The organism is Mesonia maritima (assembly GCF_042433895.1).
GTDB lineage: Bacteria > Bacteroidota > Bacteroidia > Flavobacteriales > Flavobacteriaceae > Mesonia > Mesonia maritima.
The window spans coordinates 1,016,984-1,041,259 of record NZ_JBHLUA010000012.1 but is presented as its reverse complement, the minus strand read 5'-3'; the positions used below and the strand labels follow the sequence as shown (position 1 = coordinate 1,041,259).

The following is a 24,276-nucleotide window of genomic DNA, read 5'->3' as shown; positions in this document are numbered from 1 at the left end:
TTATAGACTAATAAAACTTCTAAAGGTTGCACTTTAGTATACACAAAACCGATATTTAAACTGATTTTAAATAGTGGAGTTTATTTTTTTCGCATATAAACGCTAATCGGAACACCCGTAAAATCGAATTCTTTTCTGAGTTTGTTTTCTAAAAATCGCTTGTACGGATCTTTTACATACTGCGGAAGATTACAGAAAAAAGCGAATTGCGGCGTTGGCGTAGGTAATTGCGTGCAAAATTTAATTTTTACATATTTCCCTTTTGTTGCCGGCGGCGGATTGTGTTCAATAATTGGAAGCATGATATCATTCAGCTTACGCGTTTTAATTTTCTTGCTTCTATTTTTATAAACCTCAACCGCTGTTTCAATTGCTTTAAAAATTCGTTGTTTATTTAATACGGAAATAAACACAATAGGAACATCTGTAAACGGTTCTATTTCTCTTCTAATTCTGGCTTCATATTCTTTTAAGGTTTTGGTTTCCTTATCGAGTAAATCCCATTTATTTACCAAAATTACAATTCCTTTTTTATTGCGTTGTGCAAGCCAAAATATATTTTGAACTTGCCCATCGAAACCTCGTTGCGCATCAAAAATAAGAAGGCAAACATCGGAATGTTCGATAGCACGAACACTTCGCATTACCGAATAAAATTCGACATCTTCTTTTACTTTCGTTTTTCTTCGGATTCCAGCAGTATCAATTAGATTAAAATCGAACCCGAAACGGTTATAACGCGTATCGATAGAATCTCTTGTTGTTCCGGCAATATCGGTTACAATGTAACGTTCTTCACCAATTAATGCATTTATAAAAGAAGATTTTCCCGCATTTGGGCGACCAACCACAGCAAAACGCGGTAATTCTTCTTCCTCACGCTCTGTAGTTTCAGGTAAAGCTTCAACTACAGCATCGAGTAAATCTCCGGTTCCGCTACCGCTAATTCCGGCAATAGTATAATATTCACCTAAACCTAGAGAATAAAATTCGATTGCATCTTCTTCTCGCATGGAAGAATCTACTTTATTTACCGCTAAAAAAACGGGTTTATCTACTTTTCGAAGTAATTTGGCAACTTCTTCATCCATAGGATTTACACCAAATTCTACATCGACCATAAAAATTATGACATCGGCTTCATCGATTGCTAATTTTACTTGCTTATCGATTTCTGCTTCAAAAACATCGTCGCTTCCTACTACGTAACCGCCGGTATCGATGACTGAAAATTCTTTTCCGTTCCAATCTGATTTTCCATAATGACGATCGCGCGTTACACCGCTAACAGAATCTACAATCGCTTCTCTACGCTGAATTAATCGGTTAAAAAAGGTAGATTTTCCTACATTTGGTCTTCCTACAATAGCTACGATGCTGCTCATAATTCTTTATTTTGGCTGCAAAAATACATGTTAAAATGGAGTTATTCGGTACTTATTTAAAAATAAGCAAGGTAAAATTGAATACGCTTGTGGATGAACTATTGGTTATACCCAAAACGTTTTAATTGCTTATCATCATTTCGCCAATTTTTATTGACTTTTACGTAAAGTTCTATATGAACTTGTTTGCCAAAGAATTTTTCTAAATCTTTTCTAGCTTCCATCCCAACACGCTTAATTGCCGAACCTTTGTGACCGATGATAATTCCTTTTTGCGAATCACGCTCTACCATAATTACGCTGCGCATTCTAATAATTTCTTCATCTTCAAAAAACTCTTCAGTTTCAATTTCTACACTATACGGAATTTCTTTTTTATAGTGCAGTAATATTTTTTCCCGAATAATTTCATTTACAAAAAAACGTTCAGGTTTGTCTGTTAATGCGTCTTTATCATAAAATGGTGGCGATTCGGGTAATAATTCTAAAATACGATTAAAAACTTCAGGAACGCCAAAATTTTCTAAGGCTGAAATCGCGAAGACTTCAGCATTTGGAACGCGAGCTTTCCATAAAGTGATTTGTTCTTCTACCAATTCTTGATCGCCTTTATCAATTTTATTCAGCAATAAAATAACCGGAATTTTTGAGCTGGTTATTTGCTGAAAAAACTTTTCATCTTTTAATTCTTTTTCGCCTAATTCGACTAAATAAATTAGTACATCTGCGTCTTGAAAAGCTGCTTTTACAAAATCCATCATCGAATCTTGTAACGCGTACGCCGGTTTAATTATTCCAGGAGTATCGCTTAATACCATTTGAAAATCTTCTCCGTTTACAATCCCGAGAATTCGGTGTCTTGTAGTTTGCGCTTTAGAAGTGATAATTGATAATCGTTCACCTACAAATGCGTTCATCAACGTCGATTTTCCAACGTTAGGATTTCCTATTATATTGACGAAACCGGCTTTATGTTTCATAGAATTTATTTTTAACAAAGATACTATATTATATCGCTTTGCAAATCAAAAAAAGGCTACCCAAGTGGATAGCCTTTTTTTGCGCACTACAGTTAGTCCAAATTATTCGACTATTAATTTTTGGGTGGTAGAATTTCCTTCAGTATTTAAATTCACCATATAGATTCCGGCAGAGATTCTGCTTATATCTAATTGATTTTTACTTCCTGAAAATTCATTTTCATATACAACTTGACCGGTAAGTGAAACGATTTTCACTTGAACTTCTGAAATCGTTGTATCTGGTAATTCTATGGTTAATCTTCCCTGTGCGGGATTAGGATATAATTTTGCTAACGACACTGTTGGTTCATCGTTAATTCCTAACTGACCTCCGTTTTCATAAGCCCCAATATCGCGTCTTCCTTGAATTGAGTAATCACGCTGGTCATTAAAGGTATCATTAGGATTTCCTGCATTGATTCCTTCGCTTCCATCCATTAATGCAATCGTAAAAGTTGCTCCACCATTATCTTGTAAGCTTCCTAATAATGGAGACGTTCCTACAATATCATCTGTATCTACAGTGAAAATTCCAGCGTCATCTGTTCCAATAAGGTTATAATTTCCTGAAGTTATCATTCCAGAAACATCTTGACCACTCGTTGCTGTATTTTCAGCCACCAACGTATTTGTCATACTCATTGAAGCCATACTCGAAATTCCGCCGCCATTTACAGCTGCTGAATTCATTGCTACTGTAACTGCATTCAAGGTCATTTCATCATTATTGTACATTCCACCTCCGTTGGTAGTTGCACTATTTCCTGCAAAAGTACTTCTTAAAATTGTAGTTGAACCCATATCATTCATTAATCCGCCACCGGTCATTAGAGATGCATTATTATTTGAAATCGTAGAGGTTTCTATATACAAATCTCCCCCATTATTATAGATTCCACCTCCGCCATTTCCGGCAGCAAGATTATTATCTACAGTAGTCATAATAATATTCATTGTTGAATTGGCTTGATTCCAAAGTGCTCCACCTTCTTGTGCAGCTTCGTTTCCGGTTAACATTGAATTCTGAATTGTTACCGTGCTATTTCCTGTGATATGCAGTGCTCCTCCATTTCCTGGCGCAGCTGTTCCTGCAACTCCATTTACATCATTATTAGTTAAATCTGAATCATCTATAGATAACGTTCCATCAATGATTTCAATTGCTCCTCCGGCTCTTATCGCTGAATTTGAATCGAACATCGCGTTTGAGATTATTACAGATCCCGCAGTAGAAAATAAACCACCACCAGAACCAGCAGTTCCTGTAGCTAAATTATTGGCAATCATTGTACCGTTCATGATCATAAGATCACCGCCATTATTAAAAACAGCTCCTCCGCCATTATCGGAAGCAGCACCAGCTGCAGTATTATTTTCAAGAGTCATTCCGTCAATTGTCATTTCACCAACATTATTCCATAAAGCTCCTCCTTCAGAAGCTGCAGAATTATTTGTTGCTGTTCCTCCTGTGATCATTGCATCACCATTTCCTGAGATATGCAAAGCTCCTCCATTTCCAGGAGCAGCACTAGCTGAATTTGAATCAAAATTTACATTAGTAAGCGTTAACATACTTCCATCAGTAGCGTTTTCTTCGATAGCGCCACCGGCACGAACTGCAGTATTCATTTCAAAATCTGAATCTTGTACCTCTAAACTTCCCATATCGTTTAATATTCCACCACCAGAACCAGAAGCTCCATCTACGATATTATTAGAAATTGTAGCGTTCATCACCATTAGCATTCCGCCAGCGTTAAAAATTCCGCCGCCGCCTTCATTTGCCATAGCTCCACTCGCGGTATTTCCATCGATTGTTGTTCCATCGATTGTCATACTTCCACTCCCGTTCCAAAGACCTCCGCCTTCTAAACTAGCCGTATTTCCACTTACCATTCCACCAGAAATATCACTATCGCCTGCTCCGGTAACGTGAAGACCTCCACCATTTCCTGGGTTAGAAGCAACATCGTTATTCATTAAATCGACATTTGTCATTGTAAGCATACTTTCAGCTACTGAATTTTCTTCAATTCCACCACCGGCACGAACTGCAGAATTACCGCTAATTTCAGAATCGTTTATTGTTAAACTTCCCTGATTATTTAAAATTCCACCGCCAGAACCAGAAGTTCCATCAGCAATATTATTTGAGATTGTAGTGGAGTTTTGAACAACTAATGTTCCCATTTCATTGAAAATCCCGCCACCGCCTTGGTCTGCCATTGCTCCATTTGCGGTATTTCCATCGATAGTCGTTCCATCTACGGTCATTATACCACTACCATTCCAAAGACCACCGCCTTCGGATGCAGCAATATTTCCATTTACATTTCCACCGGTAATATTGCTATCGCCTGAACCAGAAATGTGAAGTCCTCCGCCATTTCCAGGATTTGAAGCAGCATCATTATTTAATAAATCTACATTTGTCATCATAAGCATACTTCCAGCTACTGATTTCTCTTCTATTCCCCCACCGGCACGAACTGCAGAATTATCGCTAATTTCAGAATCGTTTATCGTTAAACTTCCCTGATTATTTAAAATTCCACCACCAGAACCGGAAGCTCCATCGGCAATATTATTTGAGATTGTGGTGGAGTTTTGAACAACTAACGTTCCCATTTCATTGAAAATTCCACCACCGCCTTGGTCTGCCATTGCTCCACTTGCGGTATTTCCATCTATTGTCGTTCCGTCTACGGTCATCGTTCCGCTACCATTCCAAAGTCCACCACCTTCGGCTGCAGCTAGGTTATTGTTTACTGTTCCCCCGGTAATTTCAGCATCTCCAGCACCTGTAATATGTAAACCACCTCCGTTTCCAGGAGCAGCGGTAGCAGGAGAAACACCTGCATTATTGTTATTTAGATTTACATTATTTAAAGTGATATTTAAACCAGCACCGGAATTATCCTCAATTCCTCCTCCAGCTCTATTGGCAACGTTGTTTGAAATTCCAGAATTATTTATAACTAATGTTCCTCCAGAGTTCACATAAATTGCTCCTCCAGAACCTGAAGCACCATTTGCAGTATTATCAGTAAGATTACTATCGTTTATCGTTAATGTCGCATTCGCTATAAAAATAGCTCCGCCATCAACTTCAACTCCATTAATAATATCTAAGTTGTTAAATACAACTGTTCCCGCCGTGATGTTAAAAGCTCTACCATTGTTATCGGCATCGATAGTTGTATTTGGTACCAAAAGATTTCCACCTGAAATAGTAATAGATTTATTAATAGTTAATTCACTATCTAAAGTAACGGAAGTAACTATTGGATCAAAAGTAATTGTACCTCCTGAAGGTGTATCTAAAATTTCTTGCCGTAAAGTTCCATCGGAACCATCATCTTGTCCACTCGTAACCACTTGGGCGTTTAGTGAACTCAGGCTTAACAGTACCATTGTGGCAACTAAATAAGTAAAGTTTCTCATAATATTTTTTTGGTTTATAATGTTGCGGAAATTTACGCACCAAGCTTACTTGGGGTTTTTATTAATTTCTATTTTAACGATTAATTAACTTGATTTATAAATGATTAACAAAAATAATTCTTTTGAATTTAAACATTCTTATTATTGTCTTCATCCTAACGAGAATAATAAAAAACCCCTTCAGTTGAAGAGGTTTTTTGAGAAAATAGTAAACTTTACTTTTCGCTTGGCCAAGTATCATTTGCAGCATTAACATCGGGAACTTGTTTTTGTGCATCGAATTGCACTTTTTTAACTTTCTTATCAGTTTCTAATAAATAATCCCACTTATCTGTACGTTGCCATATTTCAACAGGTAAGATTTGCGTTTTTGTGGAATTATCTTCAAATGTAATTTCTAGCTTTACCGGCATTGGGATTTCACCTTGATTCACTACGGTAATTATATAATTACCCTGATATTCTTTCACTTCTTCTATGGCGATATCGATATTTTCATTTCCGTAGAACCATCCTTTCCAGAACCAAGCTAAATTTTCTCCAGCAACATTTTCCATATGATTAAAGAAATCTGATGGTTGCGGATGTTTAAATGCCCATGTTTTTATGTAGGATTTAAAAGCATTTTCGAATCGTTCTTCACCTAAAATATATTCGCGTAACAATATTAGACCAACCGCAGGTTTGTAATAAGCGGTATAGCCTAAATTCCGCAGATTGGTAACATCTGGATAATTGTCGATTCCTTCTCGGGTTTCCTTAGTTAAATAATTGGTTAAATTTCTTGTTTGATCTAAACTAGAAGGATATTCTTGATTATTAAAAGCGAGGGTGCTATAATGATTGATAAATGTATTAAAACCTTCATCCATCCAAGCATATCTTCTTTCGTTACTGCCGACAATCATTGGAAACCAATTGTGACCAAATTCGTGGTCGGTTACACCCCAAAGAGATTCACCCTTACTTTTCCAACTACAAAAACTTAAACCGGGATATTCCATTCCGCCAATATCTGCTGCTACATTTACGGCACTTTTATAGGGATAAGGAAAATATTCTTTTCCGTAATATTCAATTGATGCTTTTGTATATTCTGTAGAACGACTCCACGCTCCCTGCCCGTCACTTTCTTTAGGATAAGCTGATTGTGCGATTGCTTTTTTTCCATCGGTTAAATTAATTTTTGCGGCGTCCCAAATAAATGCTTTTGAACTTCCAAAAGCAACATCGCGGCTATTTTCCATTTTAAAGTGCCACGTTAATTTTCCACTATTAACAGGTCTTGAACTTGCCGTCCCAACTTCTTCTGGCTTTATAATGTAAACAGTAGACTCACTCTTTTTAGCTTTTTCCATTCGGTCAAGCTGGGTTTTCGTAAGGACGTCTTTGGGATTTTGAAGTACTCCTGATCCCACTACAATATGATTATAAGGAACAGTAACTTTATAATCATAATCACCATAATCTAAATAAAATTCTCCGGCTCCTAAATAAGGTTCAATATTCCAACCTACCACATCATCATAAACTGCCATTCTGGGATACCATTGTGCCATTGCGTAAATAGTACCATCTTCCACTTTTAAACGACCCATTCTATCCATTCCCTCTACAGGAATTTTATAGCTGAAATTCATACTTAATTCAACATCTTCGCCGGGTTCTAAAGGTTCTTTTAACCAAATTTGCATACGTGTGTCGGTAATGATGTATTTTGCAATTTCTCCTTCAACTTTAACTTGGGAAAGGTTGTAACCGCCTTCTTCATCACCATTATAACGATTGCCTTGAATGGGCGTAGTAAGCGTTCCGCGAGAATTTTCAGAAAAGCGGTTTTGCTCTACATGCAACCACAGAAATTTCAAGTCTTCTGGACTGTTGTTTGTATATTCGATTTCAACTTTTCCGGTCGCGATATGTGTTTGATCATTTAATTCGACTTCTATTTCATAATCTGCGCGATTTTGCCAATAATCGGGACCGGGTTTTCCAGAAGCTGTTCGGTAGGAATTTCCGCGTCGATACATAAATTCATCGAACATTCCCTGATTATTTTCTTTTGCCGGTTGATTTTGCGCATTCATTAAAAATGGAACAAACGCGAGGATCGCCCATAGATTTTTTTTGAAATATTTCATTGTAAATTTTTAAATTGACGTATTTTCCAGTCAAATTTACTAAAAGTGCATTAATGCCGAAAGTTTAATAAATCTGAATGTTAGAAGAATTTTATTTTTTTGTTAAATGAATCGCTCTAGTAAGAATTACTTCACTAAAACCAAATCTTAATTAGATCAACTTCAAAATAGCTCAGTATAACTGCAAAAACCTCACAAAAGCTTTCTTTATTTTAACGTATTTTTATAAAGGCTAAACAATCATTCCGGCAGCTACGGTTTCTTTGGTTTGCTCATCAATTAAAATTAAACTCCCCGTATTTCGGTTTTCTCTGTACGCGTCGAGCATTATAGGTTTGGAAGTTCTTATTTTTATGCGCGCGATATCATTCATTGTCAAATTTGTATCTTCGGTAATTCTATTATAGGTATTGATGTCTATTTTATAGGTTACTTCTTTAATTATAGCGCGTTGCTCGTTTGTGGTATGCATTAAGGTATATTTCGCTCTCGGTTTTGCAGCTTCGTTATTTAACCAGCATAACATTACATCGAATTCTTGAATTGTTTCGGGTTGATTGTTGGTTTTCACTAACATATCGCCACGGCTTATATCGATATCATCTTCTAGCGTCATTGCTACCGACATTGGCGCAAAAGCTTCATTTATTTCTTTATCAGCAAGGTGAATGCTTTTTATTTTTGAAGTAAATCCTGATGGAAGCGCTGCAATTTCATCGCCAATGCGGTAAATTCCGCTGGCGATTCTTCCTACATATCCACGGTAATCTTTAAATTCTTCATTTTGAGGTCGTAAAACGGTTTGTACTGCAAAACGAGCGTCTACCTTATTTATATCACTACTGATATGAATATTTTCTAATTCATATAATAAAGGTGAACCTTTATACCATTCCATATTTGCGGAACGATTAACTACATTATCACCCAATAATGCGCTTATGGGAATAAAACGAATATCGGTTAATAATAATTTTGAAGAAAACTCTTCGAATTGTGTGATGATATCTTCATAAACTTCTTCTTGGAAGTCTACTAAATCCATTTTATTGATACAAACAATGATGTGCGGAATCTGCAATAAGGAAGCTATAAATGAATGTCGTTTGGTTTGTTCGGTCACACCGTGACGCGCATCGATTAAAATTACCGCAGCGTTAGCTGTAGAAGCGCCAGTAACCATATTTCTTGTATATTGAATATGACCCGGAGTGTCGGCGATGATAAATTTTCTTTTAGGCGTAGTGAAATAGCGATAGGCAACATCGATGGTAATTCCTTGTTCACGTTCATCTTTTAAACCATCGGTAAAAAGTGCTAAGTCGACACCTTCTTGTCCTTTTTTTCGAGAAGTATTTTCTACGGATTCTAACTGATCTTCAAAAATAGATTTTGAATCGTATAACAACCTTCCTATTAAAGTACTTTTTCCGTCATCTACACTTCCTGCAGTTGTAAATCGTAATAATTGGTTTTTATCTATTTTCATATTAACTGTAAATAATGGAGAAATATTTTATTCGTTTTTAGAAATAACCTTCGCGTTTTCGATCTTCCATAGCGGTTTCCGATCGCTTATCATCAGAACGGTTTCCGCGTTCGGTTTTTCGCATACTGGCAACTTCGGTTACAATTTTTTCTATGGTATCGGCTTCGCTTTCAATTCCGCCAGTTATAGTGATATCGCCTAAAGTTCTAAAACGTATTTTTTTAGTTTCAACTTTTTCATTTTCTTCAAGCTTTAAAAATTCTGAATTGGGTATCCAAGAATTATTTCTCCAAACCACTTCCCGCTCGTGTGCTAAATAAAGTGACGGGATTTTGATATTCTCTTTGCTGATGTAGTTCCAAACATCCATTTCTGTCCAATTACTGATAGGAAATGCACGAAAATGCTCGCCTTCAAAATGTTTCCCGTTTAGTAAATTCCATAATTCGGGACGTTGATTTTTAGGATCCCACTGTCCAAAATCATCGCGATGAGAAAAGAAACGTTCTTTGGCTCTGGCTTTTTCTTCATCTCTTCTTCCGCCCCCAATCGCGCAATCTATTTTTTCATTTTCAATAATATCTAAAAGCGTCGTGATTTGTAAAGCGTTTCTAGTCGCATTTTTTCCTTTTTCTTCGGCTACTCTTCCTTTGTCGATTGATTCTTGAACCGAGCCTACCAAAAGACGCGCCTTTAATTCTTCAATAAGTTTATCTCTAAATTGAATGGTTTCAGGAAAATTATGCCCCGTATCGATATGCATTAGCGGAAATGGAATATTTGCGGGATAGAATGCTTTTTTAGCCAAATGAGTGACTAAAATTGAATCTTTTCCGCCGGAAAATAAAATTACGGGATTCTGAAATTGCGCGTAAACCTCACGTACAATGTAAATTGCTTCCGCTTCTAATTCTTCTAAATAGTTTAAATAATATTTACTCATATTTATTTTATTTCAACTAGAAATATTAGCTAGTACTAAATTTTTTATTCAGGTATGTAAGCAGTTTTTGAGTTGCTTCTTCTATGGTGTTTTCTTCCGTATTTATTACAAAATCAGGATTTTTGGGCGTTTGATAAGGCGAATCGATTCCGGTAAAATTATGAATTTCTCCTTTTCTAGCTTTTTTATATAAACCTTTTACGTCACGTTTTTCACAGGTTTGCAGACTTGTTTCAACGTAAACTTCGACTATATTTTTATTTCCTACAATTTCTTTAATCCGTTCGCGATCTTTTTCTAAAGGTGAAATAAATGCGGCTAAGGTAATAATTCCTGCATCTATAAAGAGCTTAGAAATTTCAGCAATTCTTCTTAAATTTTCTGAACGTCCTTTTTCTGAAAAATCTAAATCTCTGTTAATTCCCTGGCGAATATTGTCTCCATCTAATACATAGGTATGCTTTTCTTGTTGGAATAATTTTTTTTCTAAAGCGTTGGCGAGGGTTGATTTTCCTGACCCTGAAAGTCCAGTAAACCAAACTAAATAAGAAGAATGACCATACTTATTTTCTCGATTTTCTCTGGAGAGGCTGTAGATTTGTTTTATTGTATTTTCACTCATTGCATCTTCTTTTTATTCCATAATTGCTTTTGTACCAAATTCTTTCGTGCAGGTAATATAAAACTGGTTTTGTAATTAATTCTACGCCTCCAATTTTTAATCCTGCGATAAGATTTCCTGTTAGAAACCAACTTAGTAAAAACGTATCTAAGGTTCCTATAAAACGCCAGGTGATTGCTTTGGTTATGTGACGGGTTTTACTTTTCTGAAATTCATCATTTTTAGTTAAATCTACCCTTACCCATACACGTTCGTGCGCATAATAAAGTACCATTTTAGAAAAAGTTTCTAAAAAACCGATTTTTATTCCTGTAAATGGATTCCCAACTAAAATGGTAGAAATAAGCATCGTATCTAAAGTTCCCACTAAACGCCATGTAACTGTTTTTGCTAGGTGTCTTTTAGAACTTACTTGCTGTGACATTTATTAATGAAATCTATATCTCAAATTTAAACTTCCAAAGATATAATAGCATTGCAGTAGTTACAAATCGAAATTTAAATCTCTTCTGCTATTTCACTTAAATATTTTCCGTATTTCGATTTTTTATATTTCTCGGCGGCTGCTTTCAATTGGTCTTTATTTATAAAACCTCTTCGATAAGCTACTTCCTCAATACAACCAATCATAGTGCTTTGCCTATTTTGAAGAACTCTTATGAACTCGGTAGCATCATCTAGAGAATCTACGGTTCCTGTATCGAACCAGCTCATCCCACGTTGCATCACGCCTACTTCTAGCTGATTTTTTTCTAAATAAAGTTGATTTATAGCGGTAATTTCCTTTTCCCCTCTTGCTGAAAAAGGAATTTGTTTCGCCATTTCTATTACTTGATTATCATAGAAATAAATTCCCGGTACAGCATATTTAGATTTTGAATCACTAGGTTTTTCTTCAATCTTTGTGGCTTTATGATTGTCATCGAAAGTAACTACACCATACCGCTGCGGATCTTTAACGGGATAAGCAAAAATGGATGCTCCGGGTTTATTTCTCTTTTCACGAAGTAAATTTCCTAATCCGTTACCGTAAAAAATATTGTCTCCTAAAATTAAAGCTACATGATCATCCCCAATAAATTCTTCTCCTATTATAAAAGCTTCGGCTAATCCTTGAGGTTTTTCTTGAACAGCATACGTGAATTTACAGCCTAATGCACTTCCATCACCTAACAGCTTCTGAAAAAGAGGTTTATCTAAAGGCGTGGTGATGATCAAAATTTCTTTAATATCTGCAATTAATAATACCGATAAAGGATAATAAATCATCGGTTTATCGTATACCGGGAGTAATTGTTTACTTACAGCTATAGTAATAGGAAAAAGGCGCGTTCCAGAACCACCTGCCAAAATTATACCTTTCATATGTGAATTTTGGTGATAAATATAATAGAATTTTACTTACTCATTCTTCAGTACCTAACATATATTATATGTTCATTATGCATAATTGGAAAGTTATAAATCATAAGAAATACAGAATCATGTTAATTCATATTAAAAAATCTTAAATAAATGATAATTCGAGGGGTATAATGCCCACCCCCTTTTAAAAAATTTTATATTTGCTCACTAGACTACAACGTCAATCAATTTATATCAGAAAAAATTTTAGACATGAAGAATTTGAAAAAGATTACACTTTTAGCAGCCTGCACTCTTTTAGGAGTAAATGCTCAAGCTCAAGATGATACGAGCCAAGAAAACCAGGATTTTAATCGCTGGTCTATTGAATTAGAAGCTGGTGTTCATAAACCTAGTAGAGCTTTTGCTCCTGGTTACTTCACCAACACACCTAGCTTTGGACAAGGTGGACTTGGGGTACGTTATATGTTTACCAATCGATTCGGTTTAAAAATCGATGGTGGATACCAAAGTATCGAAAGTGATGATGAATCGTTAGAATTTAAAAGTCGTATTATTCGCACCTCACTTCAAGGAGTTGTTAATGCAGGAGACATTATGAACTTTAGAGAATGGAGTAACACCATTAATGTTTTATTTCACGGTGGTTTAGGATATTCGGTTTTAAAAGCTGAAGAGCCTTTTGAACAAGGAAATGACCAGATGTTAAACTTAATTGCTGGTATTACACCACAAGTTAAGTTAAGTGACCATTTTGTATTAACCGGTGATGTTTCTGCAATTGGAAATATTCGTCAATCTTATACTTATGATGGAACAATGAGAAATAATATAAGAGGAGTTGATGGCTTTTTAGTAAATGCTTCAGTAGGTCTTACAGTTTACTTAGGTAGCGCTGAAAAACACGCAGACTGGTACAATGAAAAAGAAGATGGTTTAGCTAAAGATGTAGATTCTCTTCGTCAACGTTTAGCTGATATCGAAAATGATATGAAAGACACCGATAAAGATGGTGTTCCAGATTATTTAGATCGCGAACCAAATACAATGAATGGTGTTGCTGTTAATAGTAAAGGAGTAGCAGTAGATAAAAACGGAAATGGAGTTCCAGATGAAATTGAAGATTCATTAGATAAACGTTACGCTAAATCAGGAAGTAATAATACGGTAAGTGGAGCTGATTCAGGAACTATTAGAAAATTAATCGATGAAGGTTATGTAAATGTTTATTTCAAGTTTAACAGCACTGAACCAGAACCTTATTCTTTACAATCTGTAAATTACTTAATTAAGTATATGATGGAGCATGAAAATGCTGAAGCAGAACTAATTGGTTATGCAGATGAAATTGGGGATCCAGGTTACAACAAGACACTTTCTGAGCGTCGTGCTAAAGAAGTTTATGATATTTTAGTTGCAGCGGGAGTAAACGCAGATCGATTAAGCCACACTGGAAGTGGTGAAGATACTTCAGTAGATAAATCTTCAGGAGGAGCTCGTCAATTAGTAAGAAGAGTTACTTTCAAATTAAAATAATTAGTAGATAAATATTTTGATAAAAAAAGCGTCGATAATATCGACGCTTTTTTTATTCCCTATGAATTAAACCAATTCACTAAATAGTGAATGTGAGCTTTTCAAAAAAAATAAAAATAAATTGAAATAGTTTTTCTATAACTTTTAGGAAGAAAGAACAATGTATTTGATTACAACTTTTTCATGTGTTCTAAAATCCTATTACAAGCTTTTCCATCTCCATACGGATTATGTCGTTTGCTCATTTTTTCAAAAGCATTAGAATTTTGAAGTAGTTTTGTAGCTTCGCTAACTATTTTTTCTGAATTAGTCCCTACTAAAATAACCGTTCCTGCTTCAACAGCCTCAGGACGTTCTGTTGTATCTCGCATAACTAAAACCGGTTTTCCTAAACTTGGCGCCTCTTCTTGAACCCCACCACTGTCAGTAATGATTAATTTAGACCTGTTCATTAACCAAATAAAATCTTGATAAGCCAACGGTTCAATCAACATAACATTTTTTACTTCGTGTAATATTCGGTTAACCGGTTCCTGAACTTTCGGATTTAAATGTACAGGATAGACTAGAAGTGTTTCAGGATTTTGTTTAGCAATTTCTTTTAACGCTTTACAGATTCTTTCAAACCCTTTACCATGATTTTCACGACGATGTCCTGTGATAAGAATTACCTCTTTCTCTTGAAAAGTTTCCTTTAGATTTTCAACTACTGGTGTGGGATTTTCGTTTACTTTTTTCACGCTGGAAAGTAAAGCATCGATAACGGTATTTCCGGTTACTAAAATATTTTCTAGTGGAATATTTTCCTTTACTAAATTCTCTTTAGAAGTTTCAGTAGGTGCAAAATGAATATCTGCAATTCTTCCGGTTAATTGTCTGTTAATTTCTTCTGGAAAGGGAGATCGTTTATTGTGAGTGCGTAAACCTGCTTCTACATGACAAACTTTTGCGCCACTATAAAAAGCAGCAATACTTGCAGCCATTGTAGTGGTAGTATCGCCATGAACATATACATAATCCGGCTGAAATTCTTCTAAAACAGTTTTTAGCTGGACGATTATTTCAGCAGTAAGTGTATACAAATTTTGGTTTGGCTTCATCAAGTCTAAATCGAAATCAGGCGTGATTTCAAAAAAATCCATGACTTGATCTAGCATTTCTCTATGTTGCGCGGTTACACAAACTTTCGTTTCAAATGTTTCTTCTTTTTGAAAGCATTTTACCAAAGGAGCCATTTTAATAGCTTCGGGTCTGGTTCCAAAAATTATAAGATGTTTAGTTTTCAAAAGCTATAAATTTTTCAATAGATTATTCTCTACTATAATCGTCTTGAATTCTTACTATATCATCTTCACCAAAATAAGTTCCTACTTGTACTTCAATAAAAACACAATTTTCATCTTCTTTTGGATTGGCAATTCTATGTTTTGCTCCTTGCGGAATTTTAACTACTTCGCCTACTCCGTATTCTTTTACTTCTCCGTTGATAGTGACTTGACCGACACCTTGAACAATCGTCCAAATTTCGGAACGCTTATGATGGTATTGATAAGAAAGACGATGGTTAGGATGAACTTCTACACGCTTTACTTTATAGCTTTTTGAATCTTCTAATACCCAATATTGCCCCCAAGGACGCTTATCGTGTTCCATATTTTTTCTTTTAGCTAAGATTACTTTTTATTCCGCAAAAATCCAAAATTTGCTGATGAGATTTAAATGTTAACGATTTAAATTCTTTATGTGCTACTAAAAATGCAACAATATCTGCCTTTTCAGCCGCAATTTTATAATCGGTAAGCTTGAAAACCTGATGCTCTTTAATATTCGGTTCTACCATATAATAGGTTTCTTCTTTAGCATCTTGTAAAACTTTTTGAGCGATATATTTTGCAGGCGATTCTCTTAGATCATCTATATTAGGCTTAAATGTTAATCCCATTAATGCAATGGAAGGTGTTCTGCCGTGCTTTAACTGAAATTGATGTTTAGCATTTCTGATTTGCTCAGCACACCAAAAAGATTTATAATTGTTGATCTCTCTCGCTTTCCCTATTAATCTAGATTCCATCGGAAATTCTGAAGTGATAAAATAAGGATCGACCGCAATACAATGACCCCCAACACCACAACCGGGCTGCAAAATATTTACACGCGGGTGTTTATTTGCAAGATTTATTAACTCCCATACATTAATATCGGCTTTGTCACAAATTAAAGAGAGTTCGTTGGCAAAAGCAATTTGTACATCGCGAGATGCGTTTTCTGTAAGTTTGCACATTTCGGCAGTTCTCGCATTTGTTTTATGCAACTGTCCTTTTACAAATTTTCTATAAAATGCTACCGCTTTATCTGTACTTTTTTTATTTATACCGCCAATTACGCGATCGTTATGAACTAATTCGTACATCACATTTCCTGGTAACACGCGTTCGGGACAATAAGCTACATTTATTTTACCCTTCAGTTCCGGACGACTAGTTTCAATAAGGGTTAGCATTTTCTCAGTTGTTCCTACCGGTGAAGTGGATTCAATTATATATAAATCATCTTCTTTTAAAAGCGGAATTATTTCTTGCGTGGCTGCTTCAACATAGGAAATATCGGGTTCATGATTTCCCTTAAAAGGCGTGGGAACTACTACAACGTAGGTATTCGCTATTTGCGGTTTTAAACCCGCTGAAAAATAACCTGTCTTTACGGCTTCTTCAACTACATTATCTAATTCAGGTTCTACGATGTGGATTTTCCCTTTATTAATCGTATCAACTACTGTTTGATTTAAATCTACACCGAAAACTTTTGTTTTTCCTTGTGCGATTAATGCAGAAGTCGGTAACCCGATATAGCCTAATCCTATAGTTACAACTTCTGGTGAATTTTCTGAAATTTCATTTTTGCTCATCGTATCGCAAAGATATAAAGATTGTAATTAATCTTGTATAAATTTCGATGAGGATATAAGAGAACTATTTAAATAAAAATTGAAATTATCTTTTCCAAAACTTCCATCGGCTAACAGGAGAAGCTTCAGAATAACCGTATCCATAACCATAATTATATCCATAACCTCCTTTTTCTTCTACCCCATTAATTACAAGAGCAATATTTTTAAGCTTCTGCTGATGATACATTTCTTTAATATGTTCCATAAGCTTTATATCGGTATAGTTAGCTCTTGCTACATACACGGTAAGATCAGCATGATTAGAAATTAATAAGGTATCTGTTACAAGAATAGTAGGCGCGGTATCCACTATCACATAATCATAATTACCTTTTACATATTCCATTAACATATCATAACGACCATTCAGTAATAACTCAGCAGGATTAGGAGGAATACTTCCTGATAAAATGATATCCAAATTTTTTATATCTAACACCTCTTTAATGACCATATCGTTTATGTTCACCGATGAATCATATAAATAGGATGACACCCCAGGAGCATTTTTCCCTTTTTTGATATAGGTATGCAGTTGGGGGTTTCGTAGATCACATCCCATTAATAGCACCTTTTTACCCGTGGCAGCTAGGGTACTTGCCAAATTAATAGACGTAAATGTTTTTCCTTCTCCTTTAGTAGAAGAAGTTACATAGATCACTTGCGCTTCATCAAGTTTTTTGTCCGGTGATTTAAAATAGGATAAGTTTGTCCGTAAAATTCTAAAAGCCTCTGCTATAACTGTACGATCGAACGCTTTTAAAATGACAGCGTGTTGTTTTTCAACTTGTGGAATTTCAGCTACTACAGGAATATTACTTCCTAATAAACGCTTTACCTGTTCTTTATTCGAAATTTTAGTATCTAATAAAAACTTCACATATAAAACACCAAATGGCAACAATAAACCTAAAATTAATGCCGCTAATAAGATAATGGCACTTTTTGGAGCTACCGGTTCTGGTTGTGTATAGGCGTAATCTACCATTTTTATAGTTGGTGCAGTCGTAGCAAATTGTAAAGCTGCCTCTTCCCTTTTTTGAAGTAAAAACAAGTATAGCTTTTCTTTTACCTCACGCTGACGTGTAATTGCTCTGATTTCTTTTTCCTTTTTAGGAAGCGTACCCAGCTGACCAGAAGAAACATTTTCACGCTGACGGATATTTCGAAGAGAGATTTCCAGACTATTTATATACGCAGTGACACTCCGAGTAATATTCTTTTTTATACGATTAAGTTTCTCTTCTAAATTTAAAATCAATGGATTCTGTTGCGTACCAGAGATAAGCAATTTCTCTCTTTGTAACACCGATTCATTATACGATTCTGTAAGGGTATTTACACTTTCGTTCTCGATACCTAGGTTTGCAGGCAATAATGTATATTCTTCACCTTGTTTCAACACCTCACTAAAATCTTCCGCTACTGCTTTTTGTGTTTCAAGCTCATAACGTCTCGCTTCTGCCTGCCCTTCTTTCGTAAATAATTGAGTGGCATTGGCTTCAATATCTACAAAATCATTATCTTGTTTATAATCTACAATTCCTCGTTCTACCGTATCAAGTTCTTTAAATAAAAATTTTAGACGTTCGTCTATAAATTCTCCTGTACGTTCCGATATACGCTGCTTATCTCGAATTCCATCATGGTTGAATTGATACGTTAACCGATTTAAAATCGCCTCATTTTTTGGTGGAGTTTGCCCTTTTAGAGATATATTTAATATTTCACTTTTTTCACCTACCGGAGATATTTGAATCTGTCTGGAAAGACTATTCACGACTTTTTCAGGAGCATTAAAAGCTATCAAAAACACCTCATCTTGCAGGGCTTTTTGATAGTCTCCTGTATAATCTTCGTTTAAAATGACTTCAAAAGTATACCCCTCTACATTTACTGCTTCATTTAAGATTGCATTTTTTTCCTCTTCCGATCCTTCCTTCTGAGCAATAAATTTGTCGGCCTCAGTAAAAATGATCCTAAAAAGCTTTTCTTCTTCTTTATTTATAAGAGAATCGTGCAGATTCCATCTGATATTAAAGGGGACATTTTCTTTCCACAGCTCTGCATTCTTTACATTTCCTTCCTTATAATAACGGGTGCTTAATTCAAGATCGTTTACCACTGTCCCTAATATCCTTCTCGACTTTAAGATTTGGATTTCATTTTCCAAATTCACTTTACTCATATCGAATAAAGTACTTGCCCCTTGTAAACCGGTAAGATCTAAGCCGCTTTCGTTTTCCTTTAAGACTTTAATTTCTGTATTGGTCTGGAAAATTTTAGGAGCATAACGCAAGTAAATAAATGCTAAAAATAAAGCAAGTATTACAGTACCTACAAACCATGGCCAATACCTTAAATACTTAACGATGAGTTGCTTTAAATCTTCTCCCTGCTCTTCTTCTTTATTCTGATAGGGTTGCTGTGCTTGTTCTATCATTTATTTCCTATCTAAAAATTATTACTGCGGCACTTAACATAATTGAGGCTAACGATAACAATGAACCCAAACTTCCTATAAATCCTGCGGAACGCACTTTTGGGTTATTAGGCTCTACGTAAACAATATCATTCGGTTTTAAATAATAATATTCTGTATTTAACCAATCGGACTGGGTAAGATCTATCCGTTTTGTTTCTTGATGCCCTTCAGTTTGTCGTATAATGAGAATATTTTTTCTTTTCCCGTTTATGGTTAAATCTCCTGCCATTCCCAACGCTTGCGGTAACGAAACCACCTCTTCAGTAGTCGTATAAGTACCGGGAGCTTTTACTTCACCCATAATAGTAAACTTGTTATTAATCAATCGTACTTTTACAGAGGGGTCTTTTATAAATGCTGTAAGCTTATTTTTTAATAAAGTTTGAACTTCTTGTGTACTTTTCCCAAGCACTTCTATTTCTCCAAGTTGTGGGTAAGTAATAGTTCCATCTTTACCTACTAAATAGCCATCTAGTTTTAAGAGGTCAAGTTGTCTATTGTTTTGCACTTGCAGCTTTTCAAAACGAAACGGTAAAGTGGTTTCTTCTTCTAACGCGGTAATATCTATCTTTAAAATATCATTTACCTGAATTTTCGGATGCTGATATAAAGAATCTACCGCTGCTAATTCAGCTTGATCTATATCTTGAAAATATAATACTTCTTTCTTAGTTGCACAGCTTGCTAAACTGACAAGTATAAGGACTACTAAAATCTTTCTCATAAGATTGCAAATATAGATAAGTTTTTTAAGATAAAAAGCCTCTATTTTCTTTTTACAGCAAATACCGTTAGCAATACATTAACTTTTACTCAAGTCTTCAATAACTAGTTTTTCAAAAATTATTTTTTAAAAAGTGCATTATTATTTTTTACCAATTTTTTAATTTCTTCCGCTTGACTCTTTTTAACTTTTATAGTCGCTATCTTCTCCAAATGTTTTTCATGGTGAGCATCGGTCCCTAGAAAAGTATACGATCCTTTTTTTAATAATGAAAAAGCTTTTTTCTGTACGTGCTCTCCGTAATGCCGACTTAACGACAATAGATTAAGCTGAAATTTACAGCCTAATTCCAATAATTTAGCATAGTCCTTTTCGTCTTTATAAAAATTATAGCGTTCGGGATGCGCTAAAATAGGAATATATCCCGTGTGTTCAATTTCAAAAATAATTTCCTCTAAATTTAAAGGCGCTTGAAAATAAGACATTTCTACTAAGACATATTTTTTCGCTATTGTACAAATCTCTTTCTTTTTCAATAAAGTTCTAAAATTCTCTTCCAACATATATTCAGCTCCGCTTCCTTCAACTTTTACTTCTGCTTTTTTTTCTTCTATTAACTTCTGAACTTGCTCTAGTTTTTGTTGAATAGTATGCACAGAATTAGGGTAATTTCCTTCCATCACATGAGGGGAAGTTACTATTTTCTTTATTCCTAAATTAGCGTAGGAATTCAGCATTTTTAACGTCTCATCTTCGTTTTGTGCTCCATCGTCTATCCCGGGCAACAAATGATTGTGAATATCCACCATTCCATTTATTACTTCTGACAAGGCTATTTTGGTAGGAAAAAACAAACTCATATCCTTATTTTTACGTATTCATACAAAGGTAAACATATGGAAGAATTTTTATTTAGTTCTCTTCAGAACTTTCATACTTATCTTCATTTTATTTAAAAGTAAAGTATTCAGTTTGAAAATTTTAGCCTATACCATGGCCTATTAATCTATTCACCTAAATAATGATGCTTCAAATCAAAAATTTTTATCGCTTCTATTTTTGAAAATTTTAAAACAAAGTTGTTAAAAAATATTACCTTTGCCGTATTACTCCCCAGGTAATACAAGTGCATAATGTTGATATGAAATGATAGAGCGAACAAAGAAGGTTGGCACTTTACTAATTAAGCTTGCCAAACCACTAGTAAAAAATTATGTTCCGCGAAAGTATATTTTTTTAATTGATTTATTTCTAAGCTTTCTAGCGGCACAATGTGCTTTTTTTCTTGTATTTAGCACCGAAGGTGTTTATCCTATTTTTACAACATCTATAGGTATTTGGATCATGCTTGGGGTGCAAGGCTGCTGTTTTTTACTATTTAAATCTTATTCCGGATTAGTTCGCTATTCGAGTTTTCGCGATGCCATTAAACAATTACGGGTAACAAGTGTTTCAGTAATTAGTTTACTATTAATTAATCGAATTTATTTTTGGCTTACTGGAGAAAAACTCATTTTAGATGCCGGAATTATCGTATTCGGTTTTATAGCCTTTTCTTTTCTTTTCTTTTTCCGAGTGGTGATTAAAAAGACCTACCAAGTTATGAACCGTAGTAAAAAGAGAAAAACCGCTTATATTCTCGGAATCGATAGAGAAGACATAGCGATGGCCGAAGGAATTATCTCTGAAAATGACAACAGTTTTAAGGTTATTGGTTTTATTTGCAATCATTCAAAGTCTCATCAAACCCGTATTTTCAACCTTCCTATTTATAATATCGAGCAACTTGAAAAAAGCTCAACCCTTGCCGATGCAGTAATTGTTAGTGATGCCAATTTACAAAAACTCCGTGAAAATGACAGTCCTATTTTAGGGAAGCTATTAGACCTGCAATTAAAGATCTATAAACTACCAAAATTACAAGACTGGCAAGGACAGTCAGGTTACGGAAATCTTCAAGCGATTAAGATTGAAGATTTATTACAGCGTTCTCCTATTCAATTAGATCGTGAAAAATTACGGGGCTTATACCATAATAAAACGATTTTAGTGACCGGTGCTGCGGGATCTATTGGTAGCGAGATTGTGCGTCAACTAATTCCTTTTTCACCAAAAAGAATTCTTTTATTAGACCAAGCGGAAACACCCCTTCATGAATTGGTGGTTGAATTGGATAAAAATTATGAGGAATCACAAGGCTTATGTTATGAGAAAATCATCTGTAACGTACGCCGAAAAAAAAGATTACGTCAACTTTTTGAAGAATTTCAACCTGAAATTGTTTTCCACGGAGCGGCCTATAAACACGTTCCGATGATGGAATCGAATCCCATCGAAGCCTTAAGTGTTAATTTTCAAGGAACTCGAAATGTAGCCGATTTAGCGCTTGAATTTAAAATTGAACGTTTCGTATTTGTTTCTACTGACAAAGCGGTTAACCCTACCAATATTATGGGCGCTTCTAAGCGTTCCGCTGAACTCTATATTCAATCGTTAGCTTTACAACAAAATCATTATACCACATTTATTACCACGCGTTTCGGGAATGTACTCGGCTCGAATGGTTCGGTAATTCCACATTTCAAAAAACAAATTGCCGAAAATGGTCCCGTTACTGTTACACATCCCGAAATTACGCGGTATTTTATGACTATTGATGAAGCTTGTCAACTCGTTCTTGAAGCCGGCGCTATGGGAAATGGGGGCGAGATTTATGTTTTTGACATGGGTTCTCCTATTAAAATTATCGATTTAGCCCAACATATGATTCGCCTTACAGGCTTGGTTCCTTATAAGGATATTCAAATTGAATTTACCGGTTTACGCCCCGGAGAAAAACTTTATGAAGAACTCTTGGCCGATAAAGAATCTACACTGCCTACGCATCACGAAAAAATTATGATCGCCCAAGCTACTCATAATTTTGATGCTTCGAAAAAAGCTTTGCTTACTAAACTTCTTGATAGTGTAAAACGCTATGAAGCTGAAACCGCCATTTGCACCTTAAAAGAATTAGTCCCTGAATTTAAACCAGCGGATTTAGCTCAACAACTTGAGAGTAAAAAATATTCTTAATTATCTATAGAAGTTTTTAAGAGTTTTACATTTTTGATGAACAGCCTATATATTATATTATTAAAAGAAAAAGGATCAAACTATATGAAGTTCGACCCTTTTTATAATTTAATTTAAGAGCTATTTTAACTTAGCTTTTCTGCTACTTCTAGAGCTCTTTTTACTTGCACTGCGATCGCCTTTTTCTGTTTATCGTCAAGGTCTTTCCCGCCTACCATACTAAACCCATAAGGGTTCCCTCCGGTTTCAAATATAATCGGATCTGCATAACCCGGAGCAACGGTTATTGCGCCCCAATGCATCATTGTTTTATATAAGGAAAGTAGTGTAGTTTCTTGACCGCCGTGTGGATTTGCAGCACTTGTCATTCCAGTCACTATTTTATTTACCAATTTTCCTTTTTGCCACAATCCTCCTGTTGCATCGAGTAAACTTTTTAACTGAGATGGTAAATTTCCGTAACGCGTTGGCGCACTAAATATAATAGCATCTGCCCAATCTAGATCATCTACCGAAGCTATTTTTATATCTTTCGTTTTGTTGTAATGCTTAAACCAATCTTCATTTTCTTTCATCACCTCTTCAGGTACTGTTTCTTCTACTCTTCTAAAACGAATTTCCTTTACGCCTATGTTTTTCGCTGCAGTTTCAGCTTCTTTTGCCAAGTTATAATTTGTCCCTGTGGCACTATAATAAATAATTGCTAGTTTTAAATTCTTCATAATTAGTTTTTGTTTTGAAGATACTTTAAATCAAATCTTTAAAAGAAAAACAAGCTTTAAAATTTTTATAATTTTTTTCCATTCTTTCGGTTACTTTTCTAATCGTAGTATTTTAAAAGCTGTATTTATTAAATTTTAATTAGCTAAGTTGTGCGTAAAATGGTAACAAAAAAAGAACCGTCTCCTAAGAGACAGTCCTTTTAATCACTTCAGTATATTGCGTTTACTTGTCTTGCTTAAAATAAGCTTTTATAAGAAACGTAACCACAAAACTTACTAATGCTCCAATCGCAGCCAAGGCGATGGTTCGCATAATCTCTTCAGAATTCAACATTGGCAAAACACTACAAATGGTGCCTCCCGTTGTGCCATTCAC

19 protein-coding genes are annotated in these 24,276 nt (G+C 35.1%); 2 read left to right on the top strand and 17 right to left on the bottom strand.

Features of this window, described 5'->3' with window-relative positions:
- Positions 1–80: 80 nt before the first annotated feature.
- The 9 genes from der to rfbA all read right to left on the bottom strand — a co-directional run bounded on the left by der (position 81) and on the right by rfbA (position 12,411).
- A complete protein-coding gene (gene der / locus ACFFGL_RS11550; RefSeq protein ID WP_309729662.1) occupies positions 81–1,385 on the bottom strand; it encodes a ribosome biogenesis GTPase Der in 1,305 nt (434 codons plus the stop codon).
- Between the two features lie 98 nt (positions 1,386–1,483).
- Positions 1,484–2,365, bottom strand: coding sequence for a GTPase Era (era, locus tag ACFFGL_RS11545; protein WP_309729660.1), 882 nt, complete (start codon positions 2,363–2,365; stop codon positions 1,484–1,486).
- A gap of 102 nt (positions 2,366–2,467) precedes the next feature.
- The gene (locus ACFFGL_RS11540; protein ID WP_309729657.1) at positions 2,468–5,851 is read right to left on the bottom strand and encodes a beta strand repeat-containing protein; all 3,384 of its coding nucleotides are present in this window, start codon (positions 5,849–5,851) and stop codon (positions 2,468–2,470) included.
- A 215-nt stretch (positions 5,852–6,066) separates the two neighbouring features.
- A complete protein-coding gene (locus tag ACFFGL_RS11535) occupies positions 6,067–7,992 on the bottom strand; it encodes a M1 family metallopeptidase (RefSeq protein ID WP_309729654.1) in 1,926 nt (641 codons plus the stop codon).
- Between the two features lie 232 nt (positions 7,993–8,224).
- Positions 8,225–9,481 carry a sulfate adenylyltransferase subunit 1 gene (locus tag ACFFGL_RS11530; protein WP_309729652.1) on the bottom strand — a complete coding sequence of 419 codons (1,257 nt, stop codon included), beginning with the start codon at positions 9,479–9,481 and terminating at the stop codon, positions 8,225–8,227.
- A gap of 37 nt (positions 9,482–9,518) precedes the next feature.
- Positions 9,519–10,424: a sulfate adenylyltransferase subunit CysD gene (gene cysD, locus ACFFGL_RS11525; RefSeq protein WP_309729649.1), complete on the bottom strand. Its 906-nt coding sequence runs from the start codon at positions 10,422–10,424 to the stop codon at positions 9,519–9,521.
- 25 nt (positions 10,425–10,449) lie between these two features.
- Positions 10,450–11,046, bottom strand: coding sequence for an adenylyl-sulfate kinase (gene cysC, locus ACFFGL_RS11520; protein WP_309729646.1), 597 nt, complete (start codon positions 11,044–11,046; stop codon positions 10,450–10,452).
- Positions 11,039–11,470 carry a DUF2061 domain-containing protein gene (locus tag ACFFGL_RS11515; protein ID WP_309729643.1) on the bottom strand — a complete coding sequence of 144 codons (432 nt, stop codon included), beginning with the start codon at positions 11,468–11,470 and terminating at the stop codon, positions 11,039–11,041. The genes cysC and ACFFGL_RS11515 overlap by 8 nt, the downstream gene beginning before the upstream one ends.
- A gap of 74 nt (positions 11,471–11,544) precedes the next feature.
- The gene (gene rfbA, locus ACFFGL_RS11510) at positions 11,545–12,411 is read right to left on the bottom strand and encodes a glucose-1-phosphate thymidylyltransferase RfbA (RefSeq protein WP_309729641.1); all 867 of its coding nucleotides are present in this window, start codon (positions 12,409–12,411) and stop codon (positions 11,545–11,547) included.
- A gap of 252 nt (positions 12,412–12,663) precedes the next feature.
- Between rfbA and ACFFGL_RS11505 the strand changes: the two genes are divergently transcribed.
- Positions 12,664–13,947 carry an OmpA family protein gene (locus ACFFGL_RS11505; RefSeq protein WP_309729638.1) on the top strand — a complete coding sequence of 428 codons (1,284 nt, stop codon included), beginning with the start codon at positions 12,664–12,666 and terminating at the stop codon, positions 13,945–13,947.
- Between the two features lie 170 nt (positions 13,948–14,117).
- Here the strand turns inward: ACFFGL_RS11505 and wecB are convergent, their stop codons facing one another.
- From wecB to ACFFGL_RS11475, 6 genes are all read right to left on the bottom strand, one after another.
- Positions 14,118–15,182: a non-hydrolyzing UDP-N-acetylglucosamine 2-epimerase gene (gene wecB, locus ACFFGL_RS11500; protein ID WP_374708762.1), complete on the bottom strand. Its 1,065-nt coding sequence runs from the start codon at positions 15,180–15,182 to the stop codon at positions 14,118–14,120.
- Positions 15,183–15,255: 73 nt separating this feature from the next.
- Complete coding sequence (locus ACFFGL_RS11495) at positions 15,256–15,600, bottom strand: phosphomannose isomerase type II C-terminal cupin domain (protein ID WP_309729633.1); 345 nt, start codon at positions 15,598–15,600, stop codon at positions 15,256–15,258.
- A gap of 10 nt (positions 15,601–15,610) precedes the next feature.
- Positions 15,611–16,852 carry a UDP-N-acetyl-D-mannosamine dehydrogenase gene (gene wecC, locus ACFFGL_RS11490; protein ID WP_309729630.1) on the bottom strand — a complete coding sequence of 414 codons (1,242 nt, stop codon included), beginning with the start codon at positions 16,850–16,852 and terminating at the stop codon, positions 15,611–15,613.
- 85 nt (positions 16,853–16,937) lie between these two features.
- Positions 16,938–19,337, bottom strand: coding sequence for a GumC family protein (locus ACFFGL_RS11485; protein WP_309729628.1), 2,400 nt, complete (start codon positions 19,335–19,337; stop codon positions 16,938–16,940).
- Between the two features lie 7 nt (positions 19,338–19,344).
- Positions 19,345–20,103 carry a polysaccharide biosynthesis/export family protein gene (locus ACFFGL_RS11480; protein ID WP_309729625.1) on the bottom strand — a complete coding sequence of 253 codons (759 nt, stop codon included), beginning with the start codon at positions 20,101–20,103 and terminating at the stop codon, positions 19,345–19,347.
- 119 nt (positions 20,104–20,222) lie between these two features.
- Entirely contained in the window at positions 20,223–20,963 is a 741-nt protein-coding gene (locus ACFFGL_RS11475) for a tyrosine-protein phosphatase (protein WP_309729622.1), read from the bottom strand.
- Positions 20,964–21,249: 286 nt separating this feature from the next.
- On the opposite strand from ACFFGL_RS11475, the gene ACFFGL_RS11470 reads away from it, so the two are divergent.
- Entirely contained in the window at positions 21,250–23,178 is a 1,929-nt protein-coding gene (locus ACFFGL_RS11470) for a polysaccharide biosynthesis protein (RefSeq protein WP_309729619.1), read from the top strand.
- Positions 23,179–23,303: 125 nt separating this feature from the next.
- Here ACFFGL_RS11470 and wrbA read toward each other — a convergent pair whose 3' ends face one another.
- Entirely contained in the window at positions 23,304–23,900 is a 597-nt protein-coding gene (gene wrbA / locus ACFFGL_RS11465; protein WP_309729616.1) for an NAD(P)H:quinone oxidoreductase, read from the bottom strand.
- A gap of 223 nt (positions 23,901–24,123) precedes the next feature.
- Positions 24,124–24,276 carry a hypothetical protein gene (locus ACFFGL_RS11460; RefSeq protein ID WP_309729613.1) on the bottom strand — a complete coding sequence of 51 codons (153 nt, stop codon included), beginning with the start codon at positions 24,274–24,276 and terminating at the stop codon, positions 24,124–24,126.